Origin of the sequence: Brevibacterium sp. FME37 (assembly GCF_014897485.1) — a bacterium.
In the GTDB taxonomy this organism is placed as follows: Bacteria; Actinomycetota; Actinomycetes; order Actinomycetales; family Brevibacteriaceae; genus Brevibacterium.
Genome location: NZ_JABUYE010000017.1, coordinates 1 through 17,675, shown reverse-complemented (window position 1 = coordinate 17,675; position 17,675 = coordinate 1). Strand labels below are relative to the sequence as shown.

Here is a 17,675-nt window from a genome sequence, read left to right as displayed (position 1 = left end):
AATATTGCATGATCGATCAGCGTCTCCACGTGCTCCGAGTCCTTGCCGAGGTCGGCACTGTCACCGAGGCCGCGCACCGCCTCGGCTATACACCCTCTGCGGTGTCTCATCAGCTGCGATCACTGTCCAAGGACCTCGGTCTGACCATCCTCGAACAGCGTGGCAGGGGCCTCGCGCTCACCCGCGTGGGCCAGCTTCTGCTCGAGAGGACGCAGGAGCTCTTCACCCGGTGGGAGGAGATCCGGGGTGAACTCGCCGAGGCGGATGCGGGTGGCTCCCTGCGGCAGAGGCGTCTGCGACTGTGTGGCTTCTCGACCGCTGCGGCGACTCTGCTGCCGCCGACCGCCGAGAGGGTGAATGAGATGTTCCCCGATTCGCACGTGACCATCATCGAAGCCGAACCGGAGGAATGCTTCGAGCTCCTTGTCACTGAACAGGCCGATATCGCCGTGGTGGTGGCCACGGATCCGCTGCCGCCGCGCAGCGATGTCCGGTTTGAGCAGAATGCCCTTGTCAGCGATCGTCTCGATCTCCTCGTGCGCAGCGATCATCGCCTCGCGACTCGCTCTGCGGTGTCACTGAGTGAAGCCGCGGAGGAGAGCTGGATCCTCGACCGCCCGGGTTCGCCCTACTACCGATTGGTGCGAACGGCCTGCGCAGCAGCCGGGTTCTTCCCCGAGAACGCCCACCAATCACGGGAATGGGAAACGGGTGCGGCCCTGGTTTCGGCCGGATTGGGCGTGGCCCTCATCCCCCGCCTGGCCAGACTGCCCGAGGGCTACGATGTGGCCCGCGTCCCGCTGCGCGGGGACCCCGTTCCCTCTCGGAAGATCCTCACTGGGGTGCGCAGCGGCTCCGCCGGACAGCCGATCATCACCGCCGCACTGAAGATCCTCCACGAGGTCGCCGCCTCGGTGGCTCAGCGCGGAGTGTGAACGGGTTGAGCTTCGCCTTGTTCGAGGTCTCACATCCGGGAAGGCCTCATCTCAGACGAGAGCTGACCAGCACCTGCCCCCACCTCTCACCGTCGGTACCTTGTGCTCCCCATCGTATCGGCACCTCGGCGCTCTTGGTCCGCCCTGCCGTGGCCGGACTGTAACGAACACGCCAGCCTTTTCGCATGCCGAAGAGCATTCACATGCTGACCAGGGGTGACATAAGGTCAGTTCCAAGACCGAGCCACTGTTCGCAGTCCCACCCGCAAAGGAAGTGCACACCGATGGACAACGTGAAGTCCCTGGACACCGAGACTGTTTTCGCCACGCTGACTCCCGCCGAGGCGGTTGCTTCCCTACGGGAGGCACTCGCGGGCGATTTCGATCCCAGCAATGACATCCCGCGCACGATCAGCGACATCTCTGCCGGGAACATGATATTCATGCCCTCCGAGATCGGGGGCTGGGTCGGCGTCAAGCTCGCCGGCGTCTCCGTCGGCAATCCCGAACGTGGCCTACCGCGGATCATGGCCCAATACCTCATGTATGACAGCACCACCCTCGAACTGCGGACCGTCATCGATGGTGCCGCTCTGACGACCCTGCGCACCCCGGCCGTGTCTCTGGCCGCGGTCGAACCCGCACTGAACAGGTTCACACAGCCGGTCAATGTCGTGATCTTCGGTGCCGGACCGCAGGGAACGGGGCATGCCGATACCATTGCCGATGTCCTCGACGTCGAGCTCGCCGATCTCACCTTCGTCGTCCGCTCCCCCGATCATGTCACCGCCGATGTCCGTAACCGCGGCAAGGTGCTGCAAGCTCAGACCGCCGAGGTGGACGAAGCGTTGCGTGTCGCCGACATCATCGTCACCGCCACCACCGCCAGCGAACCCCTGTTCTCAGCGGATCTCGTCAAGCCCGGTGCCGTGGTCATGGCCTGTGGCTCCCACGATCCCCACTCACGTGAGCTGCCAGCCGAGCTCTTCACCTCGGCGCTGGTGATCGTCGAAGACCTCAGCAACGTTCTCAGGGAGGGCGGCGACGTCGTCCTCGCGATCTCCGATGGAGCACTGGACGCGGATTCACTCGTGACCATGAAGCAGTTCAGCAATGGCGAGGTCAGCGCCGATGCTGACCAGACGGTCGTCTTCAAGGGTTCAGGCATGTCCTGGGAGGATCTGGCTGTGGCCACGAGGCTGGTCGGCAAAGCATGAGTCCTTCTGCCGAAGGAGCAGCAGGAGCCAAGGGAGCCGCGGGGAACGCAGGTGAGCTTCGCCGCAGCATCGGATTGACCGAGCTGGTGTTCATCGGCTTGGTGTTCATCGGCCCGGCGGCGGCTGTGGGCGTCTTCGGCACGCTCGACGCGAACTCGGGTGGGGCGGTCGCTCTCGTATATGTCGTGGCCACGATCGTCATGTCGTTCACCGCGGTCAGCTATATGCGGATGTCGCGGGAGATCCCGCGGGCCGGGACGGTCTTCGCCTACGCTTCGACGGGAATCGGTCCACGTGCCGGATTCACCGCCGGGTGGATGATCCTCCTCGACTATCTGTTCATCCCGTCCGTGGCGTACCTGTTCACAGGCATTGCTCTGAACTCGATCTTCCCGAGCATCCCGGTCTGGCTGTTCACCGGCATCGCCGTCATTCTCACCACCGGGCTCAACCTGGCGGGCGTGAAGATCGCCTCACGGGTGATCACGCTGGTCGTGGTCATCGAGGTGCTCGTGCTCGGACTGGTCCTCGTCCTCGGCATCATCTTCCTCGCCGCCAACGGGCCCAGCAGAGATTGGCTGTCCCCGCTGACAGGCGTGGACGCATTCTCACTCGCAGCGGTTCTGGCCGCGGTATCCGTGGCCGTTCTGTCCTACCTCGGCTTCGACTCCCTGGCGACCTTCGCCGAGGAGGCCAAAGGTGGGCCGAAGATCGTCGGACGCGCCACCCTCATATGCCTGGTTCTAGCGGGTGTCTTCTTCGTGGCGCAGACCTGGGTGGGCAGTCTGCTCTCACCGGTGTCTCCCGCTGAGCTGCAGGCCCACCCCGAGCTGGAGGGCGCTGCCTATTACGATGCCGTCGATGCCACCCTCGGGTCCTGGGTGCACTGGCTGTTGGCCTTGGCCAAGGCGGTCGGTGCCGCGTTCTCCGCCATGATCGGGCAGGCCGCCGGCTCACGCATTCTCATGGATATGGGCCGCAACGGCCAGGTGCCGAAGTTCCTCGGGCAGGTGTCCCCACGCACCGGTGTTCCGTGGAAGGGAATCCTCGTCGCGGCTGCTGGCAACGTCATCGTCGCCGGTTGGGCCACGACCCGGGCAGACGGACTCGACCAACTCACGTCCATCGTCAATGTCGGCGCGCTGACCGCCTTCATCTTCGTGCAGGCCTCAGTGGTCGGCTACTTCCTCGTCAAACGACAGGGCTCCGAGACGCCGAGCTGGTTCAAGCACGGTCTGATTCCGATTGTCGGCGCCGCCCTGCTCGTGATCGTCCTCGTCAGTGCGAATCGCTTGGCCCTGATCATCGGCGCGATCTGGTTGGCCCTCGGTCTCGTCGTTTATCTGGTACGCAACCGCAGACGGGTGTGATTGCGGGGACCAGCTTCGACCGGGGGAGAGTCGCGTTCAGTCCTGGAGCCGGGTTGTGCCATCGATCCCACCTGAGGTGTTGAGCTGCTTGGCATAGCAGTAGTCGGCGCCCAGACCGTGTGAGGAGCACCAGGAAAGCGCTTCCTCTGGATCGTCGTATCCGATTCCCACAACGGTGACCCAGAAGTTGTCTTCTTTGAAGCTGGCGAAATCGCCAGACCAGACCAACTGCACGCGAGGGTATTCTTCCCGCAGCTCTTGGTGTTCGGCGAGGATGTCCTTTTCCTTCCAGACCTTCCCTTCTGCCTCCAGATCCAGCCTCTTCGAGCTCAGCTGCGGCACCCATTTTCCGTTGAGGTCGGCCTTCACGCTGGGTCTGTCACCCTTGATCAGCTGATCGAGTGCTTTCGCAGGGTCGTTCGACAGTGACGGTGATTCCGAAGGCTCGGGGCTCCCTGAGGGGCTTTGACTCGACGAGGCTTCATCGCCCGGGCTCTTCGTCGCCGATGAGGCGGGCGCCGCGACCGTGTCACCATCGGAGTCATTGCCGAATAGAGTAGCTGCGCCCCACCCGATTCCGAGTGCGACGAACACGATGAGAACCACACCCATCGCGATAAGCCCCTTCCGACTGCGGGGCTTCTCTGCCGGTGCGGCGGCATAGGGTCCTTGGCCATATTGGGCGTTGGCGTTCTGCACCGGCGCCTGCTGGTGGTGTGGGTACTGCTGATATTGCTGGTACTGGCCCTGTGGGGCCTGCGGCGAAGCGGATTCACTCTGCGGGCGCTTCGGCCTGGGGTACGGGTGCGCTGGAGGAGGGGGAGGCGTGGGAGTCGCAGCAGACCCATCGCCCCAACCAGCGTTGGAACGCTCTTCCGGTTGACCCCAACCGTTGTTCGACTGCTGCTCCGGCTGGCCCCAGCCGTTGTTGGCCTGTTGATTCCAGCCTGCATCCGACTGCTGGTTCCAGGCTGTATTGGGCTGCTGCTGCGGAGAGTTCGCCCCAGGTCCTTGCTGACCGTTGCCGTTCCATGCATGGTCGCGGCCACTCCCGGATGGAGGCGGGTTCTCACTCATCAGCGGCTCTCGATCTTTCTTTGCGAAATAAGTCCGTTAAGACAACTTCGATGGTGCCACAATCCTAATATAGGATTGCCACTACAAAATGAATATACAGTCGAACAATGACTTATATCCACCTATAGAACCACTCGCCTGCATCGCAGCAGGCCCACACGGATGAAGGACCTGACATGAGCGACTCATCTCACGACGCCAAAGACAACGGAGCCGCGGACGAGTCGAGCAGCGCTGCCGCTGAGGAGCCGAAGAACACAGAGACGTCTCCCGTCCCGAAAAAGCCTGAAGAATCCCCCTCCACTGAGCCGGACTCAGATGCTTCATCTGCTGAATCGGAAACTGTTGCTGACTCTGAAGCTGCCACTGGCTCAGAAAATGACGATCCGGACTCCACAGCTCGATTCGCACCTGGCTGGAACCAGGACAACCAACAGCAGTCTCACCTTTATGGCTCAGGACCGCAGAGCGGATCACCACGTCCAGAGTTGGGAACGCCCCACCCGAACCAGGGCCCTCCTGCTTCGGGACAGGGCACGCCATATCCTGCGTACGGCTCTCCCCATGGACAGCAGTATCCGGACCCGAGCTCGTACTACTCTCAACCGGGCAGTCAGCCGAATGGGTATCCGGGAAGCCAACCCGGTGGATACTTCGGCAGCCACCCCAGTGGATACCCCGGCCGCCAACCGGGTGGACACATGGGCAGTCAGCCCGACGGCCATCTCGGCGGTCAACCTCAGGGAGTTCCCTATCCTCAGCCGCCCCAGCAGCCTCAGTATCCTCAGCCTCAGATGTCTCCGTCTGCGGCGAAGTACCTGTCAGCATTCGGCCAGGGATCCACATGGCGCAGCGCTCTGAGCCCGGCTGGGCTTGCGCTTCTGGTCGGAATCATCGTCTCGATCATCGTCGCGGCGCTGCTCACCTCGATGGGCGATTTCACGGATCTTGCTGAAGAGACAGGCTTCAACACCGACGGAATCAGCTATGCGCTGCCCTTCGTCCTGCTGGCAATGTCTCTATTCGGTTCGGGTGTGTTCCGCTTCAATGTGCAGGCTGGAGACATGGGCCAGGCAACCGGCAGCTTCTTCGCCTCCGGTGCGCCGTTGCTCATCACCATCATCGTCATCGGTGTGCTGTGGTGGTTCACGAAGCGCAGCGAGCTGAAATCACCGTCGCCCAACCGCGGCATCACCTGGATCCGCATCGGAATCACAACCTTGGCGATGGCCCTCGTTCTGCTTCTTCTCGAGGTGATTTTTGCGGCACGCTTCTCCATCACGGAAAGCGGCGGCGTGATCGATCTCGAGTTCTCCGCAGTGACCGTTCGTTCGTTCTTCCTGCCTCTGCTCGCCGTCCTCAGCACCAGCATCTGCGCGAGGATCGCCGGGCACTTCAAGGGCAGCGAGGCCATCGGTGCTCCCTTCCTGCGGTGGCTCGTCCCGCCTATTCTCGTGACGTGGACCCACCTCATCGTGACCACCCTTGCCCTGTCGGTCGTCGCGATCTTCATCATTCCGCTGTCCTTCGACATGCCCTGGCAGACGATTCCTGCACTCTTCATCAATGTGGGTCTGATCCTCACCATGCTCGTCCACCTCGGCGGAGTCAGTGCCACGTCACAGGGGGACATGATGGGATACGACTCTGGCGGGTTCTCGGAGTCACTGACCATCTTCAGCCGCGAGGCGCCCGGGCAGCTGTGGATCGGGCTGCTTGCCGTCGTGGCCGCCATCCTCGCCGCAACGTTGGTCGCCACCGTGACTCGTCGTCCCTATTGGACAGTCACTGGCGAGGACAAACAACAATGGACCACTGCGTGGAAGATTCCGTTGGCCTTCTGCGCTATCTGGGGGCTGGTTTCGGTGCTGGCGGTTCCCCTCCGAATTCACTTTGAGGGGTCTGCCGAGGCTGCGTCGATGTTCGATAGTTTCGGCACCGCCCGTGCTGGTCTCAGCCCTCTGGCTTGGTCGTTCCTCATCTTTGCCGTCTGGGGTGCTGTGATCGAGGTTCTGTCGAGGACCCTCGGCCCGCGGCTTGTCCTGACCATTCCAGCGGTCGCGAAATTCTTCGCTGGGCGGGCCGTCCACCCGCACTGGGGCCAGGCTCTGAGGATGAGCGAACCACGCCATCCCCTCATCCATCCTGACGCCGTCGCCGGTCGCGGAGCCGGAGTCGGCATGACGGCGGCTGGTGCCGGTGCTGCCGGCGCTGCTGCTGCATTTGGCAGCCAGCCCGGATCGTTTACCTCAGGCACCGGTCCAACCTCCGTTCCTGGTTCGGCCTTGACTACTGGTTCTGCCCCGACTCCTGGAGCAGATTCTTCGGGCTATTCAAACGTCCCGCAATCAGGCTCCCCTACCCCTACTCACGCTGGACCCGGGGCGTACCCATCTGCCGACGCCGCCTACCCGATGTCTACTCCTCCGAGTGGGGCCTATTCCACAGCTGGCTCGCCCCCACCTCCCGGACCAGCACCAGCCAAGCCCTTCGACAAGAAGAAGGCCACTCTGGTCGGTGTGATCAGCGGCGCGGCGGTTCTCGCAATCGTCGCCGCACTCATCGTCGTCACGCAGATCAACGGGAACACTTTCAGCCCCGAGGCCGCCGTTGAGAAGTACTTCTCGGAACTCTCCGATGGAGATGCCGAAGGCGCGCTGAAGATGGCCGATGTCGACGTACCCACCGAGCAGCGGCAGCTGCTCACGAACGACGTTCTCGGTGCAGCGAAGGCCCTGCCGAAGGACGTCACCGTCGAAGATGCTGATGTCAATGGGAACTCGGCGACAGTGACCGCGACCTACGACGTCGGAGGCAGCAAGGGCACAACGAGCTTCTCACTGCACAAGGCGGGCAAGAAGGCACTGTTCTTCGACGACTGGAGGCTGCAGGTACCCGAGCTCTTCTATCTCTCCGTCGAGACTCCCGGCCTGGACAAGGTCAAGATCAACGGCATCGATATCGAAACCAATGAATCTGCCCTCTCACTTCCCGCATTCCCGGGAATGTACACCATCGGGCTATCCGAAGAGACTGACCTGGTATCCGCAGACGAGATCGAGGCCCGCGCGTTCTTCGCTGAGGAAGGAGATATGGAAGAGTACGAGCCCGCAATGCTCGCGGCCCAGCCCACCGATGCTTTCCGCACCGAGGTGAACAAGCAGGTCAAGACGCTCATCGACAGTTGCGCCAAAAAGACCGTCGCCCAACCCGACGGCTGCCCCTTCGGCTCCTACAGCGCCGAGAGCCACGACGCGACAAACATCAAATGGTCGATCTCTTCGTATCCGACGGCCAGTGTGGGCGATTCGTCGGGCGAAGGCTACTTCGACCCTGAAGAATCCACCGGACCGAACGGTGGTCCAGCCTGGCCGATCTCGACCGAGTCGACAGGTGAGGCATTTGTGACCGGAAAGTACGAGTCGTACTTCGATGAGTCGGAGACCCTTGATGACACTGTGACGTTCTCGGTCGACGGAACTGCCGAAATCGTCGACGGCAAGGTCGTCATCAACATCGAAGGTGACTCGTACGGCTACTGATCAGGAGTTGAGCCTCGGCAGCAGATCCAAGCCTTCGGCCAGATATCGCTCGTGATCGGCGGGCGGCACCATGGCACCGCCCGTCAACCAGACCAGGTGCGTAGCGTTTGCCCATCCGTCACCGCCCGACCCGTCATCGCCCGACCCGTCGCCCTGCCCCTCTCCCTGCCCCTCGCCGAGGTGGTCCATCGTTCGCCAGGGAACGGTCAGTCCCGCGGTCGCCGATGGTTCGACATCGAGGCCTTCGGTCTGGTGGAGCACTGCCACTCCCGCCTTGATGACCTCGTCGGTGACCGTAGCGAATCCCGAGATCAGAGGGCTGATGACCGGACCGATGAAGCGCGAGGGTCGTGCCACAGCCAAACCGTCGGCGGCTGTGGCTCCGCTCAGGCCGATGTCCTGAACTGAGATCGCGCTGTGCAATCCGGTTCTCACGCCGAGGAACATGGCGGGTGCTTGGCTCGGCTCGACGAAGATGGCGTGCACCGCGTCGCCGAAGACGCGTTTGAGTCCATAGGTCACTCCGCCGGGTCCGCCGCCGATCCCGCAGGGCAGGTACACGACCAGAGGGTGATCAGCGTCGACGGCCACTTGTGCAGCCTCGAACTGTTCTTTGAGACGCAGAGCCGCCACCGAATACCCGGCGAAGAGACTGCGTGAGTCTTCGTCGTCGACGAAGTGAGTGCGCGGCGCTCCTTCGGCCGATGTTCGGCCGGCTGACACCGCTGCCACGAAGTCACCGGCGTGTTCGATCACCTCGACGCCGTGACCGCGCAGGAGCTCCTTCTTCCATTCTCGTGCGTCGGCCGACATGTGCACAGAGGCTGCGAAGCCAAGTGCCGCACTGAGGATGCCGATCGACAGCCCCAGGTTTCCGGTTGAACCAACAACGATCCGGTGAGTTACGGCGAGCGCGCGAAATTCCTCGGAGCTGTAGGTGGTGGGCTCGTTCGTGCTCAGTCCCTGTTCGGCGGCGACCGCCTCGGCGTATTCAAGTACTTCGTGGAAACCTCCACGGGCCTTGATCGATCCACTGATCGGAAGGGCATCATCGCGCTTGAGCCACAGCCTGCCGGGAAGTTCGACACCGAGGCGCTGGTTGAGATCGGCTTGGGCAGCATCGGCAGGAACAAGAGCAGATTCGATGATCCCCTCAGCGCCTGAGGTCTCCGGGAAGGCTTCAGCGAACCATGGAGCAAACCGTTCGAAACGCTGCGCGGCCGCACCCATGATTCCGGGATTCACACCTGTTCGGCGTTCCGCATCGGCTTCGAAGCTCGCGGCCATACCCTGAAGTACCTCGGCTGTGGGGTCGAGGTCGCTGCGCAGCCAGGTTGTCGGTTCACCGGCTGCTAGGGACCGGATCACCGGGTCGGCTGCATCGAATTCGATCTCAGGGTTCGGCTGAGACTGTGATTGAGGGGTCATACGGGCAGACTCCGGTTCTGAGCAGTGTCGAAGGACTCAATACGCTGATCTTATCCCTGGGGCTCGGAACTCAGTCCTTATTGATGTCCTTCGCTTCTTCCAACACATCCGCGAGTTCGCCGAGCCAGTCGGTGTAGCCGTCGTAGGTGTAGGCGCGTTTGTCGTCCCAGGTGCCGAGCTGTTTGTGCTTGACCGGGGGCAGACTTTTGAAGATGGGGTTGTCCTCGTAGTCGGTCGATGCGTCGTGGACGAGAATGACGTCTGCTGGGTAGTCGCTCATCTTCTCCCAGGAGACTTCGGCCCAGCTGGTGTCCTTCCCAGACTCGGGCCCAACGAGATTCAGACCGTCATCGGTGAGCATCTTCGCGACACCCAACTTCTTGGCTGTGTAGTTGATCTCGGGGCTGAAGTTCGCGAGCAGCACGGTCAGCCAGTCCTTGTCAGCAGTGATGTCGCGGATTCTCTGTCGAGCGGCATCGAATGCTTTGCGCTGCTGTGCGATCTCCCCCGTCTCAGTGTCTCTGCCGAGCGCCTGTGCGATCGCGGCATATTGGGCAAACATGTCCTCTGGCGTTCCACCGTCGAGCTTGACCGGGACAAACGGAACGAGCTTCGCCACCTGGTCTTTCAGCTTGTCGTCCCACCATGTCCACCCATCGCCTTTGTCATTGCCATAGGCGATGATGATGTCGGGATTCGTCGCCGCGAGGGCTTCGAGGTCGAACTCCATATCGGTGCCGACGACTTCTACCCCTGTCTGGTCAAACGACTTTCCGGGGGACTCATTCTGACCGAAGCCGTAGACGGCTACCGGCTTGATTCCATAGGGGGCAAGCGCCGCGGCGGAGTAGAAGTCCATTGCGATCCGTTCAGCTGGGCGGTCCAGCTCAATGGTGAGGTCATCGTAACCTTTCGGACTATAGGAGAAGCCCTGCGTCCCGGTTGTCCCTGTGGTGGCAGCTTCACTCCCGGGGCTGCCGCAGGCGGCAAGGGCGAATGGAGCGAGTACGGATAATGCGAGCAGTTGGCGGCGGCGCATGGATGACCTTCCGGTATTCGTCTGTGCTGCGATCGGTGGAATCGAGCGAGGGGGTGAACAATTCGTTTGGCACGCAGCTGGATCTTCGTCTGGTGAGCAGCTGAACGTCACCGATCGGGGCCCTTGGACGCCAGCCGAGAACACCGTAGCATTATTTGGGAAGGCTATCCTTACTCAAGTGGCGTAGACTGGTTGATGACCCTGCACCACACCGCCCGCAGAGAGCTTCTCTCCACGGGCGGACGTACCGAGTTCCCCGCCACGGCGAGGGACGAAGGAGCATTTGTGCCACAAGCACCCATCACCGCCTTCGAGGCCACCGTAATCGGCATCGAAGATCTCAGCCCCGTTTTCCGCCGAATCACCTTCGGCGGCGAAGGACTCAGGGACTTCGGATGCAGCAGTCACCCCCGTGACCTGCGGTTCAAACTCATCATCCCCTCGGCTGGAGCAACGAAGCCGCAGTTCAATCTCCTCCGTTTCCTCGATGAGCAGGACCCCGACTCCGGCGTGTCCTGGTACCAGGCATGGTTGCAGCTCGACCCTGAAATGCGCGGTGAAATGCGCACCTACACGGTGCGCGAATGGCGCGACGAAGCCTGCGAACTCGTCGTCGACATGGTTCTCCACACGGACGATCAGGGCCACTCGGGCCCCGCTGCCGCCTGGGCGCAGAACGCCGAGGTCGGCCACAGCCTGCACATCATCGGACCATCGCGTCATGCCGAAGGACCCACGGCCGGCATCGAGTTCGCACCCGCGGATGCCGACACCATCCTCCTCGCCGGTGACGAGACCGCGGTGCCCGCGATCGCATCGATCCTTGAGTCACTGAAGGACGCCAAGGTGCAGGGCAAGGCAATTCTCGAGGTCCCGACCGCCGAGGATGTTCTTGATCTGGACGCGCCCGCAGGGTTCGAGATCCAGTGGCTGCCCCGCGACTCCGCCGCCCATGGTCAGCGGCTTGAGCCGGCTGTCCGTGATGCTGTCAGAGTCGAGGACCATGCCCTCGCCGAGGTGGGTGCCGGTACGGGTGCGAACATGAGTGCCGGCGCGCCAAGCAAACGGTCTGTTGAGCTCGACGACGTGAACATCGACGAAGAGATTCTGTGGGATGTGCCGGCTGCGCTGACGCAGGCCGCTCAAGGCAGTTCGAGTGGCACCGACAAGCATGCCCGCCCGTTCTATGCCTGGATTGCGGGTGAGGCCGGCCCGGTCAAACGTCTGCGTCGTTACCTCGTCCAAGAAGTGGGCGTCGATCGTCATCAGATCGCGTTCATGGGTTATTGGCGTCAGGGCAAAGCCGAAGGCTGATCATCGTCGCGGCGCCACTCGGGTTCAGTTGTGAGCAGTTCGATTCGCCGTCGAGCTCTTTGAGGTCGAACGCAGCACTTGCGGGACTATGGTGAAAGCCGCACCGAAGAGACAGAATGCGCCGCCAAGCGCTGCCAGCGGCGGTGGAACTTCGCTGAGAATGAGCCAGGCGAGAACGACGACGATCGCGGGGACAAGCAGCCCTGAAGAGCTCAGGACACCAGCCGGAAGGTAACGGATTGCATATCCCCACAGGTTGAAGGCGAGTGCGGTGGGCACTACGCCGAGGTAGATGATCTGAACGGTGATGTCGACGGGAGCTTGGGCCACCTCGGCGATCAATCCGGGCGCGAAGACAAGGCAGGCAAGGGTTCCGGTAAGAATGCCTCCCCAGGTCACGGTCACACAATCGGTGTGGGACAGGAACCGTTTCTGCAGCAGCACGCAGGAGGCATAGAGAATCGCTGCGGTGAGACTGAGGAGCATGCCGCCGATGGTGAACTTTCCGGTGAAGCTGGCCACCGTGATCATCCCGATTCCAGCCATCGAAACCACTATGCCGATGAGCAGCCTGATCGGCAGCCCCTCGCCGAGAAACAGCCCCGCAAAGACGGCGACCAAGAGTGGGCCGATGTTGACGATCATCGCAGCTGTTCCTGCGTCGATCGACTGCTCGGCTGCGTTGAGGACGACCGTGTACCCGGCGAACCAGGCAACTCCCCAGATGAGCATGATCAGCCATGTCATCTTCGAGGTCGGGAACCTCGGCCTGCGAAAGAGCATCCAGGCGGAGAGGACGATCACAGCAGCGCCCATCCGCAGCAGTGACATAGGACCTGGGGAGTAGTGGTCGCCGGCATCGCGAATGACGACGAACGACGAGGCCCAGAAGACCATCGTCAACAACGCCGCTATCCACGGCATGATCCGTGGCGGAGTTTCTTCCGCGACTGGCTCGACCGGTGGCGGGGGCACGTCAAACGTCGAGGCGGCAGTGGTGGTCATCTGAATCGGCGCGCAATTTCCGGCGTCTGAGCAGTCCTTCATGGCTACGATTATTCTGCTGCTTGCCGTCAATCAAAAGCGCACACTATTGCACATCTGTGCGCAGAGTCCGTACGGTTGCTGAATGAACAATGTCATCCAATTGCGATCGTTCAAATCCGTTGCCGCCACCGGCTCCGTTCGAGCAGCAGCTCAGCATCTCGGCCTGTCACCGTCGGCAGTCAGCCATCACCTCAAGCTGCTCGAAGAGAACGCTGGACTGACATTGTTCCGACGCCGAGGCCGAGGCCTGTGCCTGACTGATACCGGCACCGCCATTATGGGAGAGGTCGACGGAGTCCTCGAATCGTCGAGCCGACTGCAGCAGCGCATCTCAGATCTGAAAGACAGCCGAGTCAACCGACTGTCGATCGGATATTTCAGCACCGCAGGCAACCGATGGATGCCGGAACTGGTGCTCTTCCTCGAACATAAGTTCCCGAATACGGCAGTTCAACTCAACTTGGCTGAGGATCAATGGCATGAGGGTCGGTCCGACATCCAGATCATCATCACCGAATCCAAAAACCCACCGTTTCCACCTCAGATCAACAGCAGCCTTCTGCTTGAAGATCCGTACGTCGTCGCTGTACCCGAAAACCACGAGCTGGCCACACGCAGAGAACTCTCGCTGATCGAAGTGGAGAGATACTCGTGGATCGACAACGATAGAGGCGAGGGGCCATGCAGGACGATCCTCTTCGACGCCTGCGCCAGGGCTGGAGTTCAGGTGCAGTTCAAACACGAAGCCCACTCGTACGTCGCCGCGCTCCACATGGTCAGCCGTGGATTGGGGATCACCCTGCTCCCCCGCCTCGGCATCGACCAACTTCCAGCCGGAGTGGCTATCGTGCCACTGGCAGCACCCGAGCCGATCCGCTATGTCCACGCCATCAGCGACCCTGGTCATCCGCAGCAGGAAGTCATCGATGATGCGATCTCTGCTCTTCATGAACTTGCCAGTGACGATGCCGAGAAGAGCAGAGGAACCGCGGCTCGATTCAGTAGCTTCGCGGCATCCCGAGAACGTGGGAACCGAGGTAGTTAAGCACCATCTCCTGACTCACGGGTGCAATTTTCATGAGCCGAACTTCCCGAAGATAACGCCCCACATGGTACTCCTCTGAGTATCCCATTCCACCGTGCACCTGAACCGCGCGATCCGCAGCGTCCACCCCAGCCTCGGCACACAGATATTTTGCTGTGTTTGCCTCCCGACCACTTGCCAGCCCTTGATCGTAGGTCCAAGTAGCCTTCCGAAGGGCCAGCTCAGCAGCGTCAAGCTTCGCGAGGGAATCTGCCAATGGGAACTGGAGCCCCTGATTCATACCAATGGGCCGATCGAAGACGACCCGCTCATTTGCATACTTGACCGCCTTGGCAAGTGCCGCACGTCCGATCCCCAGAGCCTCTGCCGCGATGAGCATGCGCTCCGGATTAAGTCCGTCCAAGAGGTACTTGAACCCCTCGCCCTCCTCGCCCACTCGATGTGATTCAGGGACCACGAGGCCCTCGATAACCAGCTCGTTGGAGGAGACTGCGTTGCGTCCGATCTTGCGGATCGGGTTGATCTGCACATGAGTCCGGTCGAGGTCAGTAAAGAACAAGGTCATACCGTCTGTCGGCTTCTCGACATCTTCACGCTTCGTGGTGCGCGCCAACAAAAGGATCTTGTCGGACTCCATCGCCTTCGAAATCCAAACCTTACGGCCAGAGATTACATATTCATCGCCCCGCCGCTTCGCGAAAGTAGTCACTCGAGTTGTGTCAAGACCTGCGTCAGGCTCAGTCACTCCGAAGCATACGTGCGTTTTACCCTCCGCGATCAGCGGCAAGTTAGCCTTCTTGAGCTCCTCGCTGCCGTGCTTGATTACCGGGTGTAGACCAAAGATCGTCATATGGATCGAACTCGCCGCGTTCATAGCACCACCCGCAGCTGCAACCGATTCGAGCAATAGGGTCGCCTCTGTGATGCCAAGACCGTGGCCCCCATACTCAGTCGGCGTAGTCAGACCGAGCCACCCCTTCTCCGCCAGCAGGTTGTAGAACTCCGTCGGGAACTCATGGTTGGCGTCCCTGTCAGCCCAGTACTCGTCGTCGAATTGAGCCACAATTTCCTGGGCGGCTTCGCGCACCATCAGCTGATCATCAGTCAAGGCGAAATCCGCCATAATAATCTCCTCGATAAATTCAGTGCCATAAGGTCGAACGATTCGACGATTGCGGCTAATACGCGCGAATCGCTGTCACACCTAGACCCGAAATTCTCATCCGGGCCTCCGTGGTTGTCGTTGTACAACGAGTTCGATCGCATTTTATTTGGTAGTACCAATATAGAATGTAATCGAGGATCCCGTCAGACTCAAGAAAGAACTCATGAACACGACCGAGACTTCCAGGTTCGTCGCCGAGCTGCGCTCACGAATTCTCGACGGCACATTACCTGCAGGCACCAGGCTAGACGCGGAACGCGAACTCGCCGCGCACTACGAACTCAGCCGCACCACAATTCGTGCCGGCCTGCAGGCATTGGCCTCCGAGGGAATGATCCAGCGAAAAATCGGCCGGAATGGCGGTAGTTTCGTCACCACGCCGAGTGGGGACACAGTGACAAGCTCTCTCCAGCTCGTCATCGGAACTGGCGGAATCGCGGAGCGTGATCTCATGGAGACTCGCCTGGCCATCGAGCCCCAGTGTGCCGACCTCGCTGCGACTCGAATGAGCGAGGATGAAATTGGCAAACTCTCAGCAATCCAATCGGAGATGACTGCGGCTATCCGGCCAGTTGGCAACCCAGCCGATCGGCCGGCTTTCCTGCGGGCCAACGCTCGCTTCCATCTCCACATAGCCCAGGGAAGCCACAATCACGCCCTATCCGCGATCCTCGCGGGGCTCATTGGCCCTATTGAAGTACTCACCGACGACCCTCATCTTGTCGGGCCGGGTCAGCTTCGGGAACTGGTGCAAGCCCATGAGCACATCTTTTCTGCAATTAAGTCGCGTGACGGAGTCCGTGCTGCCGACGTGATGCGCAAGCACCTACGCGCCCATATCCGGTTGTCCAACAAACACTGAAGTCACTCACCGAGCGAAGTTTAACCAGTGAGATCACCCTTGTTGGGCAACCTGTTTTCGTCTACAGTATTCGTTAATACGTACCGTTCGTGCGCATATACCAATGGAGGTGTAATGAAGTCACGCACACAGGTCATAGCAGCACTGTCCGCCGTCCTCATTCTGGCGTCAACGACACTGAGTTCATGTACCCCGGCAACAACTGCAGACACGACTACTCTGTCCTTGGCCGACAGCTATGCTCCCACACATATTTTCGCGGAATCCGGAGTCAGCATCTTCATGGACGAAGCTTCGGATCCAGACAGCGGTCCTATCGGCGGTTCAGAGGAAACACTGGACTTCGCCTATTACCCGGCAGGACAAATGGGGACTCCGCGAGACCTCGTGTCTCTCAATCGATCGGGAGTTCTTGACATTACCCCCGCTTCGGCGGCCTATCTCTCCGACCAGCTTCCCTTATCCAGTGTGTCCGACTTGCCAGGCATGGTTGAGGATTCTTGCGTGGGCGCACAAGCTCTGTTCGACATGATGTCCCCGGGAGGGATTCTCTACCAAGAGGAATATGCACCACGTGGTCTGCGTCCACTGTGGGTGTCGGTGCTTCCCAGCTACGAGATTCTGACTGTCAGCCGCCAGATCAATTCTCCTTCGGACCTTCGCGGACTCAATATCAGAACTTCAGGCGGAGCTCTCGACGCGACTCTTTCCGACCTCGGGGCGGCAGCTGTCAGCATGCCGGCGCCCGAGGCATATGAAGCGCTGTCCCGGAAGACTGTGGACGGCGTGGCTTTTCCCTTCATCAGCGTGCTCCCGTACAAGCTGCAAGAGGTACTCGACTACTCGACGACAGGACTGAACATCGGAGCATTCGCGATTCCATATGTCATCAGCGAAGAGACATGGAGCGAACTTGACCCTGCAATGCGGAGTCGAATCGAGAGGGCCGGCCACGATGCGCAGAACAGCCTGTGTCAGGCGGTCAATGACGAGACCCCAGCAGCAATCGACGCGATCGGCAAGGACGGGGTCGAGTTCAAGACCCCCGATGCTCAGGGAATGAAGGAATTCGAAGACAAGCTGGCACCTGTGCGCAAACAATGGGCCGAAAACATGGATTCGATCGGCAAACCGGGTTCACAGGTGCTCTCCCAGTACGAAGCTCTCATCGCGCGATACGAAGGGAACTCGAAATGACTCGTGAACACAGATCGGCGATACAGCGGACGATTCACACCATCAAGATCGTCAGCGTGACGCTTGCCGGTGTGGCGATCACAGCCATGGCGCTGGTCATGCTGGCAGAGACCTTGATGCGTTATGTCTTCACCAACCCTCTTGGTTGGAATATCAGTGCAGTTGAGCGGATCTTCATGCCAATGTCCGTCTTCCTTGCGCTGCCCTGGCTGTATCTGACTGCGGGACATGTCACTGCGGAGCTCGTCTACGACAGATTGCCAACTGCGTGGCGTACGAGTGCCCGCATCATCGGGCATCTAGTACTCATCCTCATTACTGCGGCTCTTACATACGGAGGCATGGTGACGGCCATGGATTCGTTCACTCTAGGCGACGCTCCTGGTTGGGTCCCCGAGTAGGAGTCCGGTGACTATGTGAGTTTCGCATCCGATAAT

The 17,675-nt window shown here is 60.8% G+C and carries 14 protein-coding genes; 9 read left to right on the top strand and 5 right to left on the bottom strand.

Annotated features, from left to right (window positions below; all coding sequences use genetic code 11):
- Window positions 1–8: 8 nt before the first annotated feature.
- From INT29_RS16785 to INT29_RS16775, 3 genes are all read left to right on the top strand, one after another.
- On the top strand, window positions 9–935 hold the full coding sequence (locus INT29_RS16785; protein ID WP_101572161.1) for a LysR family transcriptional regulator: 927 nt from the start codon (window positions 9–11) through the stop codon (window positions 933–935).
- 284 nt (window positions 936–1,219) lie between these two features.
- Window positions 1,220–2,152: an ornithine cyclodeaminase family protein gene (locus INT29_RS16780; protein ID WP_193072518.1), complete on the top strand. Its 933-nt coding sequence runs from the start codon at window positions 1,220–1,222 to the stop codon at window positions 2,150–2,152.
- Window positions 2,149–3,522, top strand: a complete 1,374-nt coding sequence (locus INT29_RS16775; RefSeq protein ID WP_193072517.1) for an APC family permease — start codon at window positions 2,149–2,151, stop codon at window positions 3,520–3,522. Before INT29_RS16780 ends, INT29_RS16775 begins: the two co-directional genes overlap by 4 nt.
- Before the next feature lie 36 nt (window positions 3,523–3,558).
- Here INT29_RS16775 and INT29_RS20255 read toward each other — a convergent pair whose 3' ends face one another.
- Window positions 3,559–4,599 carry a hypothetical protein gene (locus INT29_RS20255; protein ID WP_226842135.1) on the bottom strand — a complete coding sequence of 347 codons (1,041 nt, stop codon included), beginning with the start codon at window positions 4,597–4,599 and terminating at the stop codon, window positions 3,559–3,561.
- 794 nt (window positions 4,600–5,393) lie between these two features.
- Between INT29_RS20255 and INT29_RS16765 the strand changes: the two genes are divergently transcribed.
- On the top strand, window positions 5,394–8,141 hold the full coding sequence (locus tag INT29_RS16765) for a hypothetical protein (protein WP_193072516.1): 2,748 nt from the start codon (window positions 5,394–5,396) through the stop codon (window positions 8,139–8,141).
- Here the strand turns inward: INT29_RS16765 and INT29_RS16760 are convergent, their stop codons facing one another.
- Window positions 8,142–9,569, bottom strand: coding sequence for a D-serine ammonia-lyase (locus INT29_RS16760; protein ID WP_193072514.1), 1,428 nt, complete (start codon window positions 9,567–9,569; stop codon window positions 8,142–8,144). It abuts the gene before it with no gap.
- A 70-nt stretch (window positions 9,570–9,639) separates the two neighbouring features.
- Window positions 9,640–10,428, bottom strand: a complete 789-nt coding sequence (locus tag INT29_RS16755) for an ABC transporter substrate-binding protein (protein WP_193072513.1) — start codon at window positions 10,426–10,428, stop codon at window positions 9,640–9,642.
- A 465-nt stretch (window positions 10,429–10,893) separates the two neighbouring features.
- Between INT29_RS16755 and INT29_RS16750 the strand changes: the two genes are divergently transcribed.
- Window positions 10,894–11,922: a siderophore-interacting protein gene (locus INT29_RS16750; RefSeq protein ID WP_319020932.1), complete on the top strand. Its 1,029-nt coding sequence runs from the start codon at window positions 10,894–10,896 to the stop codon at window positions 11,920–11,922.
- A 24-nt stretch (window positions 11,923–11,946) separates the two neighbouring features.
- Here INT29_RS16750 and INT29_RS16745 read toward each other — a convergent pair whose 3' ends face one another.
- Window positions 11,947–12,969, bottom strand: a complete 1,023-nt coding sequence (locus INT29_RS16745) for a DMT family transporter (RefSeq protein WP_226842133.1) — start codon at window positions 12,967–12,969, stop codon at window positions 11,947–11,949.
- 82 nt (window positions 12,970–13,051) lie between these two features.
- Here INT29_RS16745 and INT29_RS16740 point away from each other — a divergent pair, with 82 nt between their 5' ends.
- On the top strand, window positions 13,052–14,014 hold the full coding sequence (locus INT29_RS16740) for a LysR family transcriptional regulator (RefSeq protein WP_096161131.1): 963 nt from the start codon (window positions 13,052–13,054) through the stop codon (window positions 14,012–14,014).
- Here the strand turns inward: INT29_RS16740 and INT29_RS16735 are convergent.
- The gene (locus INT29_RS16735; protein WP_193072511.1) at window positions 13,968–15,137 is read right to left on the bottom strand and encodes an acyl-CoA dehydrogenase family protein; all 1,170 of its coding nucleotides are present in this window, start codon (window positions 15,135–15,137) and stop codon (window positions 13,968–13,970) included. The genes INT29_RS16740 and INT29_RS16735 overlap by 47 nt on opposite strands.
- Before the next feature lie 205 nt (window positions 15,138–15,342).
- Here INT29_RS16735 and INT29_RS16730 point away from each other — a divergent pair, with 205 nt between their 5' ends.
- The 3 genes from INT29_RS16730 (at window position 15,343) to INT29_RS16720 (ending at window position 17,639) form a co-directional block, all read left to right on the top strand.
- Window positions 15,343–16,041, top strand: coding sequence for a FadR/GntR family transcriptional regulator (locus INT29_RS16730; RefSeq protein ID WP_101572177.1), 699 nt, complete (start codon window positions 15,343–15,345; stop codon window positions 16,039–16,041).
- Window positions 16,042–16,155: 114 nt separating this feature from the next.
- The gene (gene dctP / locus INT29_RS16725) at window positions 16,156–17,238 is read left to right on the top strand and encodes a TRAP transporter substrate-binding protein DctP (protein ID WP_096161128.1); all 1,083 of its coding nucleotides are present in this window, start codon (window positions 16,156–16,158) and stop codon (window positions 17,236–17,238) included.
- Window positions 17,235–17,639, top strand: coding sequence for a TRAP transporter small permease (locus INT29_RS16720; RefSeq protein ID WP_226842131.1), 405 nt, complete (start codon window positions 17,235–17,237; stop codon window positions 17,637–17,639). The genes dctP and INT29_RS16720 overlap by 4 nt, the downstream gene beginning before the upstream one ends.
- Window positions 17,640–17,675 lie beyond the last annotated feature (36 nt).